This is a genomic window from Pseudomonas sp. SJZ103 (genome assembly GCF_007828335.1).
Lineage (GTDB): Bacteria > Pseudomonadota > Gammaproteobacteria > Pseudomonadales > Pseudomonadaceae > Aquipseudomonas.
In genome coordinates this window covers 21,630-38,715 of the sequence record NZ_VIUN01000025.1, presented here as the reverse complement: position 1 = coordinate 38,715, position 17,086 = coordinate 21,630, and the positions used below count along the sequence as shown (strand labels likewise).

The 17,086-nt window shown below is 60.5% G+C and carries 16 protein-coding genes; 10 read left to right on the top strand and 6 right to left on the bottom strand.

Annotated features, from left to right (window positions below; genetic code table 11):
- Window positions 1–5: 5 nt before the first annotated feature.
- Complete coding sequence (locus FBY10_RS30685) at window positions 6–719, bottom strand: UTRA domain-containing protein (protein ID WP_145338800.1); 714 nt, start codon at window positions 717–719, stop codon at window positions 6–8.
- Between the two features lie 347 nt (window positions 720–1,066).
- Between FBY10_RS30685 and FBY10_RS30680 the strand changes: the two genes are divergently transcribed.
- From FBY10_RS30680 to FBY10_RS30655, 6 genes are all read left to right on the top strand, one after another.
- Window positions 1,067–2,143 carry an ABC transporter substrate-binding protein gene (locus FBY10_RS30680; RefSeq protein ID WP_131699191.1) on the top strand — a complete coding sequence of 359 codons (1,077 nt, stop codon included), beginning with the start codon at window positions 1,067–1,069 and terminating at the stop codon, window positions 2,141–2,143.
- A gap of 127 nt (window positions 2,144–2,270) precedes the next feature.
- Window positions 2,271–3,077: an alkaline phosphatase family protein gene (locus FBY10_RS30675; protein ID WP_131699190.1), complete on the top strand. Its 807-nt coding sequence runs from the start codon at window positions 2,271–2,273 to the stop codon at window positions 3,075–3,077.
- Complete coding sequence (locus tag FBY10_RS30670; protein ID WP_145338799.1) at window positions 3,074–3,919, top strand: ABC transporter permease subunit; 846 nt, start codon at window positions 3,074–3,076, stop codon at window positions 3,917–3,919. The genes FBY10_RS30675 and FBY10_RS30670 overlap by 4 nt, the downstream gene beginning before the upstream one ends.
- Window positions 3,906–4,706: an ABC transporter permease gene (locus FBY10_RS30665; RefSeq protein WP_131699188.1), complete on the top strand. Its 801-nt coding sequence runs from the start codon at window positions 3,906–3,908 to the stop codon at window positions 4,704–4,706. The genes FBY10_RS30670 and FBY10_RS30665 overlap by 14 nt, the downstream gene beginning before the upstream one ends.
- Window positions 4,703–5,692: an ABC transporter ATP-binding protein gene (locus FBY10_RS30660; RefSeq protein ID WP_131699187.1), complete on the top strand. Its 990-nt coding sequence runs from the start codon at window positions 4,703–4,705 to the stop codon at window positions 5,690–5,692. The genes FBY10_RS30665 and FBY10_RS30660 overlap by 4 nt, the downstream gene beginning before the upstream one ends.
- A gap of 30 nt (window positions 5,693–5,722) precedes the next feature.
- A complete protein-coding gene (locus FBY10_RS30655) occupies window positions 5,723–6,376 on the top strand; it encodes an HAD family phosphatase (protein ID WP_145338798.1) in 654 nt (217 codons plus the stop codon).
- A gap of 81 nt (window positions 6,377–6,457) precedes the next feature.
- On the opposite strand, the gene FBY10_RS30650 is transcribed toward FBY10_RS30655, so the two are convergent.
- Window positions 6,458–7,420 (bottom strand): zinc-binding dehydrogenase, encoded by a 963-nt coding sequence (locus FBY10_RS30650; RefSeq protein WP_145338797.1) that lies wholly within the window; start codon window positions 7,418–7,420, stop codon window positions 6,458–6,460.
- 138 nt (window positions 7,421–7,558) lie between these two features.
- On the opposite strand from FBY10_RS30650, the gene FBY10_RS30645 reads away from it, so the two are divergent.
- Complete coding sequence (locus FBY10_RS30645; RefSeq protein ID WP_178116820.1) at window positions 7,559–9,640, top strand: carboxy terminal-processing peptidase; 2,082 nt, start codon at window positions 7,559–7,561, stop codon at window positions 9,638–9,640.
- A gap of 118 nt (window positions 9,641–9,758) precedes the next feature.
- Window positions 9,759–11,528, top strand: a complete 1,770-nt coding sequence (locus tag FBY10_RS30640) for a bifunctional diguanylate cyclase/phosphodiesterase (RefSeq protein WP_145338796.1) — start codon at window positions 9,759–9,761, stop codon at window positions 11,526–11,528.
- Here FBY10_RS30640 and FBY10_RS30635 read toward each other — a convergent pair.
- From FBY10_RS30635 to FBY10_RS30620, 4 genes are all read right to left on the bottom strand, one after another.
- Window positions 11,525–11,896 (bottom strand): hypothetical protein, encoded by a 372-nt coding sequence (locus FBY10_RS30635; protein WP_005786715.1) that lies wholly within the window; start codon window positions 11,894–11,896, stop codon window positions 11,525–11,527. The two genes, FBY10_RS30640 and FBY10_RS30635, sit on opposite strands and share 4 nt — an antisense overlap.
- Entirely contained in the window at window positions 11,893–12,231 is a 339-nt protein-coding gene (locus tag FBY10_RS30630; RefSeq protein WP_145338795.1) for a helix-turn-helix transcriptional regulator, read from the bottom strand. The genes FBY10_RS30635 and FBY10_RS30630 overlap by 4 nt, the downstream gene beginning before the upstream one ends.
- Window positions 12,232–12,324: 93 nt before the next feature.
- A complete protein-coding gene (locus FBY10_RS30625; RefSeq protein ID WP_131699181.1) occupies window positions 12,325–12,783 on the bottom strand; it encodes a YkvA family protein in 459 nt (152 codons plus the stop codon).
- A 312-nt stretch (window positions 12,784–13,095) separates the two neighbouring features.
- On the bottom strand, window positions 13,096–13,827 hold the full coding sequence (locus FBY10_RS30620) for an FKBP-type peptidyl-prolyl cis-trans isomerase (protein ID WP_131699180.1): 732 nt from the start codon (window positions 13,825–13,827) through the stop codon (window positions 13,096–13,098).
- Window positions 13,828–14,085: 258 nt separating this feature from the next.
- Between FBY10_RS30620 and FBY10_RS30615 the strand changes: the two genes are divergently transcribed.
- Window positions 14,086–15,894, top strand: coding sequence for a di-heme-cytochrome C peroxidase (locus FBY10_RS30615; RefSeq protein WP_145338794.1), 1,809 nt, complete (start codon window positions 14,086–14,088; stop codon window positions 15,892–15,894).
- Complete coding sequence (locus FBY10_RS30610) at window positions 15,891–17,057, top strand: catalase family protein (protein WP_145338793.1); 1,167 nt, start codon at window positions 15,891–15,893, stop codon at window positions 17,055–17,057. The genes FBY10_RS30615 and FBY10_RS30610 overlap by 4 nt, the downstream gene beginning before the upstream one ends.
- Window positions 17,058–17,086 lie beyond the last annotated feature (29 nt).

The window sequence follows — 17,086 nt, the reverse complement described above, 5'->3', positions numbered from 1 at the left end:
CCCGATCACACCACATCGACGCCAACATGAATCGCATCATGCCGCCAGAATTCCAGGTCGCAGTCGATCAACCGCTGGTGCTGGTCGTAATTGACCCGGGCGATCCGCAAGCCCGGGCTGCCCACCGACATGCGCAATGCCGCCGCAGCCTCCACCGGCAATGAGGTCGGCACGATCTCGAAGCGCACCCGCCCGTAGTGCAAGTCGTACTTGCGCGCATACAACTCGGTCATCGACTGATTCAGGTCGCACTCAAGAATCCCCGGGAAATACTGCGGGTTCAGGTAGTGCTCCACGTATAACACCAGCCGCCCGTCAATCCGCCGCCCCCGGCAGATCTGGATCACGCGGGACAACGCTGGCAACTGCAGCCACGCACACACCGCCGCCGAGGCCGGTTGCAGCCGCGCACTGATGACTTCGGTGGACGCCACCCGCCCCTGGTCGTTGACCATGGCGTGAAAGTGACTGCGCTGCATCAGGTTGTAGGCCAGCCGAGGCGGCGAGACAAACCAGCCACGACGCTCCTCGCGATAAATCTGCCCTTGAGCCTCCAGTTGTAACAAGGCTTCCCGCACCGTAATTCGAGTGGTACCAAACAACTCGCTGAGCTTGCGCTCGGCGGGCAGCTTGCTTGCGGGCGGCAACAGGCCGTGGTCGATCTGCTCTTGCAGCGCCAGGCCAATGGATGTCACCGCCTTGATTGCCTCATCACGCATCAACGTTACCTATCTGGACTAGACCAGCACTGTTCAGGTGCACAAACCGCTGGGTAAATGGGCTTGCGCGACTGCTTGCCAGCCTAGGCACTCCTGATGACCGACAGATGACAGTCCCTGCCCCGTCCCTGCACCACACCCTGCAATACGCCGGCCAAGTCCAGTCCCTGCGGGCATTTGAGCATGGTCTACGCTAAGTCTGCGCCGAACGACATCAAGGCTTTAAAAACGACATCGACATGAAACTGTCATCCATCGCGTCTAGATTGGCTCAGGTATTGCTCTGACCTAGACCAACAACACCGTAGAAAACACCGCCGCGTTGAAAACGCCCAAAGGAGCTTCGGATGAAACAGCTTTTCCTGGCATCACTGTTAGGCTCGACCATTGCCATGTGCACCGCCGCCATGGCCGCTGATACCGATTTAAAAACTCTGGAAGCCGCCGCGAAAGCGGAAGGTGCCGTCAACAGCGTCGGCATGCCCGATGACTGGGCCAACTGGAAAGGCACCTGGGAAGACCTGGCCAAGACCTACGGCCTCAAGCACATCGACACCGACATGAGCTCGGCCCAGGAAATCGCCAAGTTCAAAGCCGAAAAAGACAACGCCAGCGCTGACATCGGCGACGTAGGCGCCGCCTTCGGCCCGATCGCGGTGAAGCAGGAAGTCACCCAGCCGTATAAACCTTCTACCTGGGCTTCGGTGCCGGATTGGGCGAAAGACAAGGACGGTCACTGGGCCCTGGCCTACACCGGCACCATCGCGTTCATCGTCAACAAGAAGCTGCTGCACGGCTCCGAAGTCCCTACCAGCTGGGCTGACCTGCAAACCGGCAAATACAAAGTCTCGGTGGGTGACGTGAGCACTGCGGCCCAGGCCTCCAACGCCGTACTCGCCGCCGCCATCGCCAATAAAGGCGATGAAAAGAACATCGCCCCCGGCCTGCAATTCTTCACCAAGATCGCCCAGCAAGGTCGCCTCGGCCTGTCCAACCCGACCATCGCCACCATGGAAAAAGGCGAAGTCGAAGTGGGGATCGTCTGGGACTTCAACGGCCTGAGCTACAAAGCCAAGATGGCCAACCCGGATGACTACGTGGTGTTGATCCCATCGGACGGCTCGGTGAAATCCGGCTACACCACCATCATCAACAAATACGCCAAGCACCCGAACGCCGCCAAGCTGACCCGCGAATACATCTTCAGCGACGCCGGCCAACTCAACCTGGCGCGTGGCAACGCACGTCCGATCCGTGCTGAAACCGACCTGAAACTGCCGGCCGACATTGCCAAGAACCTGATCCCGGGCGAGCAATACACCAAGGCCAACCCGCAGCCGATCAAGGATGCCGATGCCTGGGAAGCGACGTCCAAAAAGCTGCCTCAGCTGTGGAACGAGCAGGTCATCGTAGAGATGAAGTAAGGGTTTATCCCACATTGGAGCTCCAGTGGAGATCCAATGTGGGAGGGGGCTTGCCCCCTCCCACATTTTTGACCCCGTTCCTCCAGAGGAATTGAGCCAAGTCAATCATTGCGGAGCGTCGCCCCCCATGAAGCACCCAGTCATCCTTGTCGTGCTCGACGGCCTGAACTTCGAGGTTGCCCGGCACACAATGGGGCACTTGCAGGCCTATGTCGGCGCAGGACGCGCAGCCCTCTACACGCTGGAATGTGAACTGCCCGCCCTGTCCCGCCCGCTGTATGAATGCATCCTCACCGGTGTGCCACCGATCCACAGCGGTATCGTGCACAACCAGGTCTCGCGCCTGTCCAACCAGCGCAGCATTTTCCATTACGCCACCGACGCGGGTCTTACCACTGCCGCGGCGGCTTACCATTGGGTCAGCGAGTTGTATAACCGCACGCCCTTTCTCGCCGCACGGGATCGTCATACCGACGACAAGGCGCTGGCGATCCAGCACGGGCATTTCTACTGGAATGACCACTACCCGGATTCCCACCTGTTCGCCGACGCCGAAAGCCTGCGGCTCAAGCACGCGCCGGACTTCCTGGTGGTGCACCCGATGAACATCGACGACGCCGGCCACAAGCACGGCCTCGACACACCGCAGTACCGCAACAGCGCACGCTCGGCCGACATCCTCCTGGCCGACTACCTGCAAGCCTGGCTCGATGCCGGTTACCAGGTGCTGGTGACCGCCGACCACGGCATGAACAACGACCGCTCCCACAACGGCCTGCTGCCGGAAGAACGGGAAGTGCCGCTGTTCGTCCTCGGCGATGCCTTCAGCCTGGACGCCGGGGCCACACCGAAACAGACCGACCTGTGCGGCACCGTCTGCGAACTGCTGGGCGTACCCCACGACAAACCTGTGTGCCGGGAGTTACTGAAGTGAGTTCAATATCCCGCGGCAAATGGCTGGCCCTGCTGTGCCTGGTGCCTTTCGCGCTGTTTTTTATCGTGTTCGAGATCGCCCCGCTGGTATGGGTGCTGATCAATAGTCTGCAAACCGAAGAAACCGGGTGGGGCGTGGACAACTTCACGCGCATCTTCAGTTCGAAGTTCTACCTGCAGGCCATCCAGTTCAGCCTGGAGATCAGCTTCTACTCGAGCATCTTCGGCATCATCATCGCCACGCTGGGCAGTTACTCCCTCCGCCGGGTGGATTCGCCGCTGCGCAACTTCGTCACCGCCTTCGCCAACATGACCAGCAACTTTGCCGGCGTGCCCCTGGCCTTCGCGTTCATCATTTTGCTGGGGTTCAACGGCAGCATCACCATCATGCTCAAGCAAGCCGGGATCATTCAGGACTTCAACCTGTACTCCAAGACCGGCTTGATCATCCTCTATACCTACTTCCAGATTCCGCTCGGCGTGCTGCTGCTCTATCCGGCCTTTGACGCACTGCGCGAAGACTGGCGTGAGTCGGCGGCCCTGCTCGGCGCCAATGGCTGGCAGTTCTGGCGACATATCGGCTTGCCGGTGCTCACCCCGGCGCTACTGGGCACGTTCGTGATCCTGCTGGCCAATGCCCTGGGTGCCTACGCGACGGTCTACGCCTTGACCACCGGTAACTTCAACGTGCTGCCGATTCGTATCGCCGGCCTGGTGTCGGGGGATGTATCCCTCGATCCGAACATGGCCAGCGCCCTGGCCGTGGTGCTGGTGGCGCTGATGACCGTGGTCACCGTGGTCCATCAACTGCTGCTCAAGAGGAGCTACCATGTCTCGCGCTGAAGCCGGCCCGGCCTCCCTTTACCACCGCGTGGTGGTGTACCTGTTGTTCGCGATCCTGGTGCTGCCGCTGATCGGCACCTTTGTCTACTCCATTGCCAGCAGTTGGTCGGCGACCATTCTGCCGGCTGGCTTCACGGTGAAATGGTATGTGCAACTGTGGAGCGACCCACGCTTCCTGATGGCCTTCGGGCAATCCTTGCTGGTGTGCGTGGGTGCGCTGATCCTGTCGGTGGTGTTGATCCTGCCGCTGCTGTTCGTGGTGCATTACCACTTTCCCAAGCTCGACGCCTTGATGAACATCCTGATCCTGCTGCCGTTTGCGGTGCCGCCGGTGGTGTCGTCGGTGGGCCTCCTGCAGCTGTACGGTTCCGGGCCGTTGGCGATGGTGGGCACGCCTTGGATCCTGATCGGCTGCTACTTCACCGTGGCGCTGCCGTTCATGTACCGGGCGATCACCAACAACCTGCAAGCCATCAACCTGCGCGACCTGATGGACGCCTCGCAACTGCTTGGCGCCAGCACCTGGCAAGCCGCGATCTTCGTGGTGCTGCCCAACCTGCGCAAAGGCCTGATGGTGGCGCTGCTGCTGTCGTTCTCGTTCCTGTTCGGTGAGTTCGTGTTCGCCAATATCCTCGTGGGCACTCGCTACGAAACCCTGCAGGTGTACCTGAACAACATGCGCAACAGCAGCGGCCACTTCACCAGCGCCGTCGTGATTTCCTATTTCTTCTTTGTGCTGGTGCTGACCTGGGCCGCCAATATCTTGAACAAGGACAAAAGCCAATGAGCTTCGTCAGCGTCCAACACCTGCAAAAAAGCTACGCCGGCACCCCGGTGTTCAGTGACATCAACTGCGAAGTCGCCAAGGGCGAGTTCGTCACCCTGCTCGGCCCATCCGGTTGTGGCAAGTCCACCCTGCTGCGCTGCATCGCCGGCCTGACGTCAGTGGACAGTGGGAAAATCCTGCTGGACGGCCAGGACATCGTTCCGCTGAGTCCGCAAAAACGCAACATCGGCATGGTGTTCCAGAGCTACGCGCTGTTCCCCAACATGACTGTGGAACAGAACGTCGCCTTCGGCCTGCGCATGCAAAAGGTCAACGCCGATGACAGCCACAAGCGCGTGCAGGAAGTGCTGCAACTGGTGGAACTCAAGGACCTGGCCGGCCGCTACCCGCACCAGATGTCCGGTGGCCAGTGCCAACGTGTGGCCCTGGCCCGCTCACTGGTCACTCGCCCGCGCCTGTTGCTGCTGGATGAACCGTTGTCGGCGCTGGATGCACGGATTCGCAAGCACCTGCGCGAACAGATCCGCCAGATCCAGCGCGAACTGGGGTTGACCACGATCTTCGTAACCCATGACCAGGAAGAAGCCCTGACCATGTCGGACCGGATCTTCCTGATGAACCAGGGCAAGATCGTGCAAAGCGGCGATGCCGAGACCCTCTATACCGCACCGGTGGATGTATTCGCCGCCGGTTTTATCGGCAACTACAACCTGCTGGACGCCGACAAGGCCAGCCAACTGCTGCAACGCCCGATCAGCGGGCGCATCGCGATTCGCCCAGAGGCCATCGAACTGAGCCACAACGGCGAACTCGACGCGCTGGTGCGCAGCCACAGCCTGCTGGGCAACGTGATTCGCTACCGCATCGAAGCCCGTGGCGTGGAATTGGTGGTGGACGTGCTCAACCGCTCGGCGGACGATCTGCACCCGGATGGCCAGCGCCTGGCACTTTCCATCGACCCCAGTGCGCTGTGTGAAGTAGCCTGAGCAGCAGTGAATTTTGAGAGAGCGTAACGGATGGCATTGGTAATTTTTGATTTGGACGACACCCTGATCCATGGCGACTGCGCCACCCTCTGGAGCGAACAGATGGGTCGCCTGGGCTGGGTCGACCCGGAGTCGTTCATGCGCAGGAACAACGAGCTGATGGACGCCTACAGCCGGGGCGAACTGGCCATGGAAGACTTCATGGACTTCAGCCTGGAGCCGATGATCGGCCGCACCCCGGAGGAAATCGACCACTTGGTGGAGCCCTGGGTCGAGGATGTGATTGAGCCGCTGATCTACAGCGACGCCACCAGGACCATCGCCCGCCACCGCGCGAACGGCGACCGGATCCTGGTGATCTCCGCATCGGGGACTCACCTGGTGAAACCGATCGCCGCGCGCATCGGTATCGATGAAGTGCTGGGAATTGAGCTGGAGATCAGTCATGGCGTGTACAGCGGCCGTACCGTGGGTGTACTCACCTACCGCGAAGGCAAGATCACACGCTTGCTGGAATGGTTGGAGCAGGAAGGCGAGACGCTGGACGGCGCGTACTTCTATTCGGATTCGCGCAATGACTTGCCGTTGCTGTTGAAGGTGGATCACCCGCAGGTGGTGAACCCGGATCCGGTGCTGCGCGAGCATGCCGAGAAGGCCGGCTGGCCAATCCACCACTGGGTCTGACACCGCCTATCCAGACTTGAAATCCAATCAAATGTGGGTGGGGGTTGCCCCCTCCCACATCGACCCTATTCCAATCCGGGATCAGGTGAGGCTTTCGTCAATTACCAACACCAGCTTCCCGGCAATCTGATTGGTCGCCAACTCGGCAAACGCCGCCTCGGCATCCTTGATCGGGAACGTCTTGGCCAATTGCGGGCTCAGACGCCCTTCGGCAAACAACGGCCATACATGCTGGCTCAGGTCGCTGAACAGGTCGGCCTTGAACTGATCGTCACGGCTGCGCAGGGTCGAGCCCAACAACTGAATACGCTTGCCCAGCACCTGGGCCAGGTCCAACTGCGCCTCGCGGCCGCCCATCAGGCCAATCAATACCCAGCGACCGTCCAGCGCCAGCAGCTTGAGGTCCAGCGCGGCGTAGTCGCCGCCGACCGGATCGAGGATCACATCGAATGGCCCGAAATCCCGCAGCCCTTCGATACCGTCAGTACGTACTACGCCGCCCTGGGCGCCCAAGTCCTCACAGTAGGCCAGGCGCTGCACCGAGCCGACACTGACCCAGCACGGGCTGCCAAATGCCTTGCACAACTGGATCGCCGCCGAGCCCACGCCACTGGCACCGGCATGCAGCAACACCTTCTCACCGGGCTTGAGGCCCGCCAACTGGAACAGATTGAGCCACGCCGTGCTGTACACCTCAGGCAACGCCGCCGCTTCGACCAGCGACACACCTTCCGGTACCGGCAACACATGCCGTGCATCCACCACCACTTCTTCGGCCATGCCGCCACCGGCCAGCAGCGCACAGACGCGATCGCCCACTTGCCAGGACGCGCCTGCGCCCACTTCACTGATTACCCCGGAGCACTCAAGTCCGAGCACAGGGCTGGCGCCAGGCGGTGGCGGATAGAGCCCGGCACGCTGCAATAAATCGGCACGATTAAGGCCAGCAGCTGCCACGCGAATGCGCACCTGGCCTACATCACATGTAGGACTTGGTTCGTCCAACCACTCCACATGACCTTCAACGCCTTGCAATGCTTTCACAGTGCCTCCATAGTGAGTCTGGACTGAGCCCGTAGCAGTAGCGTCGGGCTTTTTGCATTATGCGACCGGCCCCTATGGAACCGGCAACTTCAAAGACGGCCTAATATGCGTTATCAATTGCCCCCGCGTCGAATCAGCATGAAGCATCTGTTCCCCAGCACCGCCCTCGCTCTTTTCATTGGTATCGGCTTCGCGTCGATGTCGACCAATACGTTCGCAGCCAACAGCTGGGACAACCTTCAGCCGGACCGCGATGAGGTGATTGCCAGCCTTAACGTCGTCGAGTTGCTCAAGCGTCATCACTACAGCAAACCGCCGTTGGACGACGCGCGCTCGGTGATCATCTACGACAGCTACCTCAAGCTGCTGGATCCGTCGCGCAGCTACTTCCTGGCCAGCGATATCGCTGAGTTCGACAAGTGGAAGACCCAGTTCGACGACTTCCTCAAAAGCGGCGACCTGCAGCCCGGCTTCACCATCTACAAGCGCTACCTGGACCGCGTCAAAGCGCGTCTGGATTTCGCCTTGGCTGAGCTGGACAAGGGCGTCGACAAACTCGACTTCACCCAGAAGGAAACCCTTCTGGTGGACCGCAAGGACGCGCCTTGGCTGACCAGCACCGCCGCCCTCGACGACCTGTGGCGCAAACGCGTCAAGGACGAAGTGCTGCGCCTGAAGATCGCCGGCAAAGAGCCCAAGGCCATCCAGGAGTTGTTGACCAAGCGCTACAAGAATCAGCTGGCGCGTCTGGACCAGACCCGTGCCGAAGATATCTTCCAGGCCTACATCAACACCTTCGCGATGTCCTACGATCCGCACACCAATTATCTGTCGCCAGATAACGCGGAAAACTTCGATATCAACATGAGTCTGTCACTGGAAGGCATCGGTGCCGTCCTGCAAAGCGACAACGACCAAGTGAAGATCGTGCGTCTGGTGCCGGCCGGTCCGGCAGACAAGACCAAGCAGGTTGCGCCTGCCGACAAGATCATCGGTGTGGCCCAGGCCGACAAAGAGATGGTCGATGTGGTCGGCTGGCGCCTGGACGAGGTGGTCAAGCTGATCCGTGGGCCGAAAGGCAGCGTGGTGCGCCTGGAAGTGATTCCGCACACCAATGCTCCGAACGACCAGACCAGCAAGATCGTGTCCATCACCCGTGAAGCGGTGAAGCTCGAAGACCAGGCGGTGCAAAAGAAAGTCCTCAACCTCAAGCAGGATGGTAAGGACTACAAGCTGGGCGTGATTGAAATCCCGGCCTTCTACCTGGACTTCAAGGCCTTCCGTGCCGGCGACCCGGACTACAAGTCCACCACCCGCGACGTGAAGAAAATCCTTACCGAGTTGCAGAAGGAAAAAGTCGACGGCGTGGTCATCGACCTGCGCAACAACGGCGGCGGTTCCCTGCAGGAAGCCACCGAGCTGACCAGCCTGTTTATCGACAAGGGTCCGACCGTGTTGGTACGCAATGCTGACGGCCGTGTCGACGTGCTCGAAGACGAGAACCCGGGCGCCTTCTACAAAGGCCCGATGGCGTTGCTGGTCAACCGCCTGTCAGCCTCGGCTTCGGAGATTTTCGCTGGCGCCATGCAGGACTATCACCGCGCGTTGATCATCGGCGGCCAGACCTTCGGCAAAGGCACCGTGCAGACCATCCAGCCGCTGAACCATGGCGAGCTCAAGCTGACGCTGGCCAAGTTCTACCGGGTTTCCGGGCAGAGCACCCAGCATCAGGGCGTCCTGCCGGACATCGATTTTCCGTCGATCATCGACACCAAGGAAATCGGCGAAAGCGCTCTGCCGGAAGCCATGCCGTGGGACACCATCCGCCCTGCGATCAAGCCGGCCTCGGACCCGTTCAAGCCGTTCCTGGCGCAATTGAAGGCTGATCACGATACCCGCTCCGCCAAGGATGCCGAGTTTGTGTTCATCCGCGACAAGCTGGCCCTGGCCAAGAAGCTGATGGAAGAAAAAACCGTCAGCCTCAATGAAGTGGACCGTCGTGCACAGCACTCCGACATCGAAAACAAGCAACTCGTATTGGAAAACATCCGCCGCAAGGCCAAGGGTGAAGAACCACTCAAGGAGCTGAAGAAAGAAGACGAAGATGCGCTGCCGACCGAGGCGGATAAAACCAAGCCGGAAGACGACGCTTACCTGGCCGAGAGCGGCCGGATCCTGCTGGACTACCTGAAAATCTCCAAACAGGTGGCCAAGCAGTAAATGATGGCGATTTAACGTGATCGCTCCTCGGAGTGTCATCATATAGACATCATTCTGTCGTGAAATGAAGGACCGCAGGCGTAACGCCTGCGGTCCTTTTTTTTCGATCGAGATCGCCATGACTATGACCGAACAGCTGAGTGCATTGGGCTCTATCCTGGCTCAAGGCAGTTTGCACAGCCTGTTCCAACCGATCATCTGCCTGTCAGAACGGCGCATCCTTGGCTACGAAGCCCTCAGCCGCGGCCCGTCGAACAGCCCGCTGCACTCGCCCATCGCCCTGTTCTCGGTGGCGCGCCACGCCGGGCGCCTCAGCGAACTGGAAATGACCTGCCGCGAAAGCGCATGCCGACGCTTCAGCGAGCAAAAGCTGCCGGGCAAGCTGTTCCTGAATGTATCGCCGGAATCCTTGATGGACACGGCTCACCAGCCGGGGCGCACGCTGCAATTGCTACGCGACTTCGGGATTCCACCCAGCCAAGTGGTGATCGAGCTCACCGAGCAAACACCCACCGACGATTTCGACCTGCTGCAAACCGCCCTGCACCATTACCGTGATATGGGCTTCGCCATCGCGCTTGATGACCTGGGCGCCGGCTATTCCAGCCTGCGACTGTGGTCGGAACTGCGCCCGGATTACGTGAAGATCGACCGGCACTTTATCGACGGCATCCATCAGGATGCGCTCAAGCGTGAGTTTGTCGGCTCCATCCTGCAAATCGCCAGGGCCTCACGGGCCCAGGTGATTGCCGAGGGCATCGAATTGCCGGAAGAGCTGGCGGTATTGACCGAAATGGGCGTCGACCTGGTCCAGGGTTACCTGCTCTGCCGTCCACAGGAGCAACCGCCACAGGAAGCGCGCCAGATGCTGCCCAAGCCCGATCAGGCCAACGTGGCGCTCAACGAAGAAGCCGGCGACCTCAGCGCCCTGATCAACGAGCAACCGGCGGTCGATCAGGACACCGCGACCGCTCAGGTGTTGGAGGCGTTCCGCCGCCAGGCCAACCTTAACTCCCTGGCGGTTCTGGATGGACGCGGCCACCCGGTGGGTATCGTGCACCGGCATTCGCTGTCGGATGCGCTGCTCAAGCCGTTTGCCACCGACCTGTTTGCGCGCAAGCCCATCAGCCGGCTGATGAGTACGGATTTTCTGGCGGTGGAGTTGAGCCAGTCGCTGCAACAGGTCAGCCGCCTGCTGACCAGCCGCGCACGGCAACGCATCGAAGAAGACTTCATCATCACGCTCAATGGCGACTACCTGGGCCTGGGCCGGGTGATCGATGTACTCAAACTGATCACCGAACTGAAAATCCAGCAGGCGCGCTATGCCAATCCCCTGACCCTGCTGCCTGGCAACGTGCCGATCCAGCAGTGCCTGACGCGACTGTTACAACAACAGCGGGAATCGGTGATCTGCTACGTGGATATCGACAGCTTCAAGCCGTTCAACGACATCTACGGCTACGGACGTGGGGATGAGGTGTTGCTGTGCCTGGCGCAGTGCCTTAACGACCGGGTCGACCCCAGCCGCGACTTTGTCGGGCATATCGGTGGCGATGACTTTTTGCTGGTATTGGGGCCACAGGATTGGCGCAAGCGGCTCAACCAACTGCTGGACGATTTCCACACCCAGTGCCGGCGCTTCTACCGCGCCGAACACCTCGACGCCGGCCGCTTCGTGGCACTGAACCGCCAGGGCGTACGCCAGGAGTTTGCGTTGCTGTCACTGTCGATTGGGGTGGTGCATTTGTATCCACAGGCCTGTGGACAACTCGATGCCAGCCAGTTGGCGGAACTGGCCTCGCAGGCCAAGCACCACGCCAAGGATATGGCCGGCTACAGCATCCATGTGATCGACAGCATGGACATGTTGCCCCAGGCACTTTAAGCCTCGGCAGACTCCGGATACTCGTATTCGAACACCCGCACCACTTCCGAGGCATGCCAGGAGGCGGCGGCGACACCATCGGACGGTCCGCTGAAACGCCCCAGGCGCTCCACGCACTCAAAGAACCCGGTACGCGGCAGGCGGCTGGCGCCCTGGCTGATCACCAGGGAGCTGCGCAACGGTTGCTCGGCCTTGGCATCCAGCGCCGCCAGGTGCTCCAGGGCAGCTGCCAGGGTTTGCATCGCCGGCGTCGGAAATTGCAGACGCTCCAACAGTGCTCGGTAGGTCAGCAGATGGCGCTGGCGGCGCGCCTGGTCCAGTTCGTTAAGTAACCCATCCCAATGTTGACGACTGATACGTAGGCTCAAGACTCATCCCTCCAACCTGCAACGCCTAATTCCCAGGCCAGGCTGCGGCGGATTGCGGCATCCGGCTGACGTTCACCACTTTCGATCAATCCTAGATACGAGGGGCTGATGCCCACGGTGCGGGCCAGGGTCTCAATCGCCAGGCCCTTGGTTTCACGCAAGCCGCGCAGGTCTGCGAGCGGGCGCAAATCCTGATCAGGCGCGGCTTGGACAGTAGGAGAAGGTGCCGGTGAAGGCTGTTGATGACCGGCAGCTTTTAGCAGCGCCTGGTACTGATCCCATGGCAAAACCGCGTACTCGGGTTCGCCATTGCGTGAAATTATCTGAATATCCATGACCGCCCCGTAGGATAACTGCACTTACTGAGTAAGCTCTTTCCTTAGGAGTGTAATCCTAACAGCCACAAAGGTCGCAGGGGGATAGCCACGTCATCCGTTTTTTTGCGGGTTTTCCTTGGCCAGCAAGGCAGGCGTGGCAGGCAGGCGCTCGACCACCGCGAGTTTTTCCGGACGCTGCGCGTCACGCCAGGTGCGGAAAGCGCTCAGCTCACCGTTCAGGGTCTTCATGACCCACGCCAGTACAGCGATATCGTCGAGCATGCCGAACATCGGGATAAAGTCCGGGATTGCATCAATCGGGCTAAGAAAGTACATCAGCCCCGCCACCACAGAGATCAGCGCCTTGGGACTGATGGACCGATACTCGCCCCGCCAGTAAGCCAGGCACAGGGATTGAAGCAACTTGAGATCATCCTTGAGGGTGCCCAGGCGGTTGCCTTGGCTCGAGCCCTTGGCGGCGACGGCGAACAGCAAGGTCGGTAACCGCCCACGGCCCAGCAAGCGTGCAGCCATGGGCAAGAAACGGGTGAAATTGAAGGGTGGTTTCATCTGTCACTCCAGTTCCATCAAACAGAAAGGTTATCCACACAAATTGTGGATAACCTTGTGAACAGAGCCTGTTTTACCGGCTGAAAGCCACGGTCTACAAGGCTTTCAGTCAGATCGGGCGTTTTTTGCGCACATCAAAAAAACCCAAGAATTCATTGACTTGGCGCAGATGTGCCGGTACCCGTACTCGAGTCTTATATCAGACTGTTACAGCGTTCGAGCGTTCGATCGGATGTACACAGGTGCTGATTTTGAAAGCCGTGGAAACAACAACGCCCCGTCGAGACGGGGCGTTGTGTGTTCAGGCGCCGATTACTTTTTGGCGGCCGGTGCAGCAGGGGCTTCAGCCTTGGCTGGGTCCTTGATGCCCAGCAGTTCCAGATCGAATACCAGCACGGAGTTGGCTGGAATCGCCGGGCTCGGGCTCTGGGCGCCGTAAGCCAGGTCGGACGGGATGTACAACTCGACCTTCTCGCCTACGTGCATCAGTTGCAGGCCTTCGACCCAACCAGGAATCACGCCGCTGACCGGCAGGTCAATCGGGCTACCGCGATCCACGGAGCTGTCAAAGGTGGTGCCGTTGGTGAGCTTACCGGTGTAGTGAACAGTCACCACGTCAGTCGGCTTAGGCTGTGGGCCGTCGGCTTTCTTGGTGATCTTGTACTGCAGGCCGGAAGCGGTGGTGACTACACCGTCTTTCTTGGCATTGTCTTCGAGGAATTTCTTGCCGGCGGCTGCCGACTCTTCGCTCATTTTGGTCATGCGTTCTTCAGCACGCTTCTGCAGTGCGGCAAACGCTTCAACCAGTTCGTCGTCTTTGAGCTTCTGCTCTTTCTTGCCGACGGCATCTTCGATGCCCTGGGCTACCGCTTTGGAGTCCAGGTCATCCATGCCTTCCTGAGCAAGGCTTTTGCCCATGTTCAGGCCGATGCCGTAGGAAGCTTTCTGCGCCGGGGTTTTCAGCTCTACGCTGGTCTGCGAATCACAACCCGCAAGTACCAGGCTAACCAGGGCCACCGCCGCCGCCAACCGATGCTGTTTCATGCTATTTCCTTGTTCATGCGCCAAAAGGGCATTCGAATAAAGTCGCGAGCTTATCAGGCGGCCACGACCAATGGCTACCGGCATGTGAGCAGGAAACTTCTGATAAGTTCACGTGTTTAAAAGCATTTTCATTCATGATGGGCCGCCGCGAAGGATCGTGGGACCACCTGTTACCAGGCTCATGGCCACTTGCCCCACCTGTGGCGTAGTGGCATAACAACGCGACCCCTCGACAAGGCCGAGACAAGGATAGCCATCTTGCGCATTTTTTCCCGTGTTTTACTGCTGATACTCACCGTGCTGGGCCTGATCCTGGCCGTGGTGCTGTACTACACCGTTAACCCCAAGCTGCCCGACTACGTGCCGGTGGAGCAGGTGCGCTACCAGGACCAATGGAGTGCCGCCGACCGCCAGACCTATTACTTCACGCCCCAGGGCACCCAAGTAAAAGGCCTGCACTACAACTGGTTCACCGCCCTGGAGCTGCCATTCTCCCAGCGACGTTTTGCCACGCCGGAGTACCTGGCGCGCTTTGGTTTCCTGGTCGACCCCAAACAGGCACCCACCGCACAAAACCCCGGCAACCTGCCCGTGGGGTTCGCCCGGCATAAAAACGCCGGCAGCAACGTCGAGTATCTGGATATCACCTGCGCCGCCTGCCATACCGGTGAATTGCACTTCAAGGGCCAGGCCCTGCGCATCGACGGCGGCTCGGCCCAGCACGTACTGCCTTCCAGCGTACCGACCCTGCGTGGTGGCAGCTTCGGCCAGGCGCTGGTCGCCAGCCTTGCCGCTACCTATTACAACCCGTGGAAATTCGAGCGGTTCGCTCGCCAGGTACTGGGTGACCGCTACGACGCCGAGCACAGCCAGTTGCGCGAGGACTTCAAGCAGTCGCTGAACAAATTCCTCAAGGTCGCCTGGAACGATACCCACCGCGGCCTCTACCCCACCGAAGAAGGCCCGGGCCGCACCGACGCCTTTGGCCGAATCGCTAATGCCAGCTTTGGCGATGCCATTTCGCCGGACAACTACCGCGTCGCCAATGCACCGGTGGACTACCCGCAGTTGTGGGACATCTGGACCTTCGACTGGGTGCAATGGAACGGCTCGGCCCAGCAACCCATGGCGCGTAATATCGGTGAAGCCCTCGGTGTAGGCGCGACGCTGACCTTTTTCGACGCCGCCGGCCAACCGCTTCAGGGCGATGAGCGCTACCCGTCGAGCGTGCGGGTGCGTGACCTCAACCTGATCGAAGAAACCCTGCAACGCCTCAAACCACCAACCTGGCCCGAGGATTTGTTCGGCACCATCGACAAGCCCCTCGCCGCCCAGGGCCGTGCGCTGTTCGCCGAGAACTGCGCCGGCTGCCATGTGCCGACCGTCACCGAGGAAAATGGCCGCCCTGTGCAGCAGCTGAAAATGCTGCCGGTGGCGTACATCGGCACCGACCCCGGCACCGCCAGCAACATTGCCGACCAGCGTTATGACCTCAGCGCCCTGCAGTGGGACCCGGCGGAGCTGGCCAAGCTCAATGTCGAGTTGCACCCCACTCCCTCCGAGCCGCTGGACCTGAAAAAAATGTCCGTGGCCAAGGGCCTGGCCTACGTCACCGCCTTCGTCGAAGACCATGCCTACCGCGCCGCCGGCGTCACCCCGGCCGAGCGCCCGCGCCTGGATGGCTACGGCCTGCCCATTGGTGTGCGCGAGTTGCGCGCCTACAAGGCCCGCCCGCTGGCCGGTGTGTGGGCTACCCCGCCGTTCCTGCACAACGGCTCGGTGCCGACGATCTACCAGTTGCTGTCGCCCCAGGACGAGCGCAGCACCACCTTCTATAAAGGCACCTTCAACTACGACCCGCGTCACCTCGGCTTTGAGACCGAGGCGTTCAAAAATGCCTTCCTGTTCGATACCAAACTCACCGGCAACCACAACAGCGGCCACGAATTCCGTGCTGGCCAACGTGGCAATGGCGTCATCGGCCGTGGCTTGCTGCCGCAGGAACGCTGGGCGCTGCTGGAATACCTCAAAGTGCTGGGCGGCCCGCTGGAGCAACAACTGCCATGATGATCCGATCTCGATACGACCAACCTTCCCTGCTCGCCCGCCTGTGGCTGCGCATCGGCGCGTTTCTCGGCAAGACCCTGCTGTGGATGGTGGGCCTGGGCCTGCTTGGCTGGCTGGCGAGCACGGCGTGGTTTGCCTGGCAGCACAGCGGGCCGGTGTCGCCGGACGAGCAGATCCCTGCGGGTGAAGCGGCCATGACCCAGGGCATCATCCAGACCGCAGTGCGCATCGTTGATCAGCATCGCGAAGGCACGCGCTACCTGCGTGATGCCCATGCCAAGGCCCATGGTTGTGTGAAAGCCGAGGTCAGTGTGCTGCCCGATCTCGACCCGGCGTTGCGCCAGGGTGTGTTCGCCGAACCGGGTAAAACCTGGCAGGCGATGATGCGGCTGTCCAACGGCAACGCCTACCCACAGTTCGACAGCATCCGCGATGCCCGGGGCATGGCGCTCAAGCTGTTGGACGTGCCGGGCAAACAACTACTGGCCGACCAGCAGACACGCACGGAACAGGACTTCGTGATGTTCAGCCACCCGAATTTCTTTGTCAGCGATGTGGCGGAGTACGCGCAGAACATCGGCGCCCAGGCGGATGGCAAGAAAGTCCTGGCGTTCTTCCCCAAGGCCGACCCGCGCAGTTGGCAGGTGCGCCATCTATTTATCGCCCTGGCAACCCTGGCACCCGCACCGGCGAGCCCGACGCAGACAACCTATTTTTCGGTATCGCCCTACAAGTTCGGCGCGGCCAATGCCAAGTTCCGCGTGGCGCCAGACCCGCAGAGCTGCCCGGAATACGCCTTGCCCAAACAGAACCAGGACCTGCCGAACTTCTTGCGCAGCGCCTTGAGCCAGCAGTTGTCCACCGACCGCGTGCCGGCGTGTTTCGTGTTGCAGATCCAGCGGCAGAACCCGCAGAAATTCATGCCGATCGAAGACACCAGCATCGAATGGAAGGAAAGCGATGCGCCCTACGAGAGCGTGGCCAAGGTGCGGATCCCGGCTCAAGACTTCGATACGCCGGAACAAAACCTGGCGTGCGACAACCAGTCGTTCAACCCGTGGTTTGGCGTCGCCGAGCATCGCCCCATCGGCGGTATCAATCGCTTGCGCAAGGCGGTGTACGAGGCCGTCAGCGATTACCGCCACAGCCGCAACTCCCCGTAAAGACTGCGTAACAATGGACCCGGCGTCGT

Bases quoted from the DNA above. Each gene is read 5' to 3' on its own strand.
- FBY10_RS30685 (WP_145338800.1), bottom strand. From the start codon at position 719: ATGCGTGATGAGGCAATCAAGGCGGTGACATCCATTGGCCTGGCGCTG.
- FBY10_RS30680 (WP_131699191.1), top strand. From the start codon at position 1,067: ATGAAACAGCTTTTCCTGGCATCACTGTTAGGCTCGACCATTGCCATG.
- FBY10_RS30675 (WP_131699190.1), top strand. From the start codon at position 2,271: ATGAAGCACCCAGTCATCCTTGTCGTGCTCGACGGCCTGAACTTCGAG.
- FBY10_RS30665 (WP_131699188.1), top strand. From the start codon at position 3,906: ATGTCTCGCGCTGAAGCCGGCCCGGCCTCCCTTTACCACCGCGTGGTG.
- FBY10_RS30660 (WP_131699187.1), top strand. From the start codon at position 4,703: ATGAGCTTCGTCAGCGTCCAACACCTGCAAAAAAGCTACGCCGGCACC.
- FBY10_RS30655 (WP_145338798.1), top strand. From the start codon at position 5,723: ATGGCATTGGTAATTTTTGATTTGGACGACACCCTGATCCATGGCGAC.
- FBY10_RS30645 (WP_178116820.1), top strand. From the start codon at position 7,559: ATGAAGCATCTGTTCCCCAGCACCGCCCTCGCTCTTTTCATTGGTATC.
- FBY10_RS30640 (WP_145338796.1), top strand. From the start codon at position 9,759: ATGACTATGACCGAACAGCTGAGTGCATTGGGCTCTATCCTGGCTCAA.
- FBY10_RS30630 (WP_145338795.1), bottom strand. From the start codon at position 12,231: ATGGATATTCAGATAATTTCACGCAATGGCGAACCCGAGTACGCGGTT.
- FBY10_RS30625 (WP_131699181.1), bottom strand. From the start codon at position 12,783: ATGAAACCACCCTTCAATTTCACCCGTTTCTTGCCCATGGCTGCACGC.
- FBY10_RS30620 (WP_131699180.1), bottom strand. From the start codon at position 13,827: ATGAAACAGCATCGGTTGGCGGCGGCGGTGGCCCTGGTTAGCCTGGTA.
- FBY10_RS30610 (WP_145338793.1), top strand. From the start codon at position 15,891: ATGATGATCCGATCTCGATACGACCAACCTTCCCTGCTCGCCCGCCTG.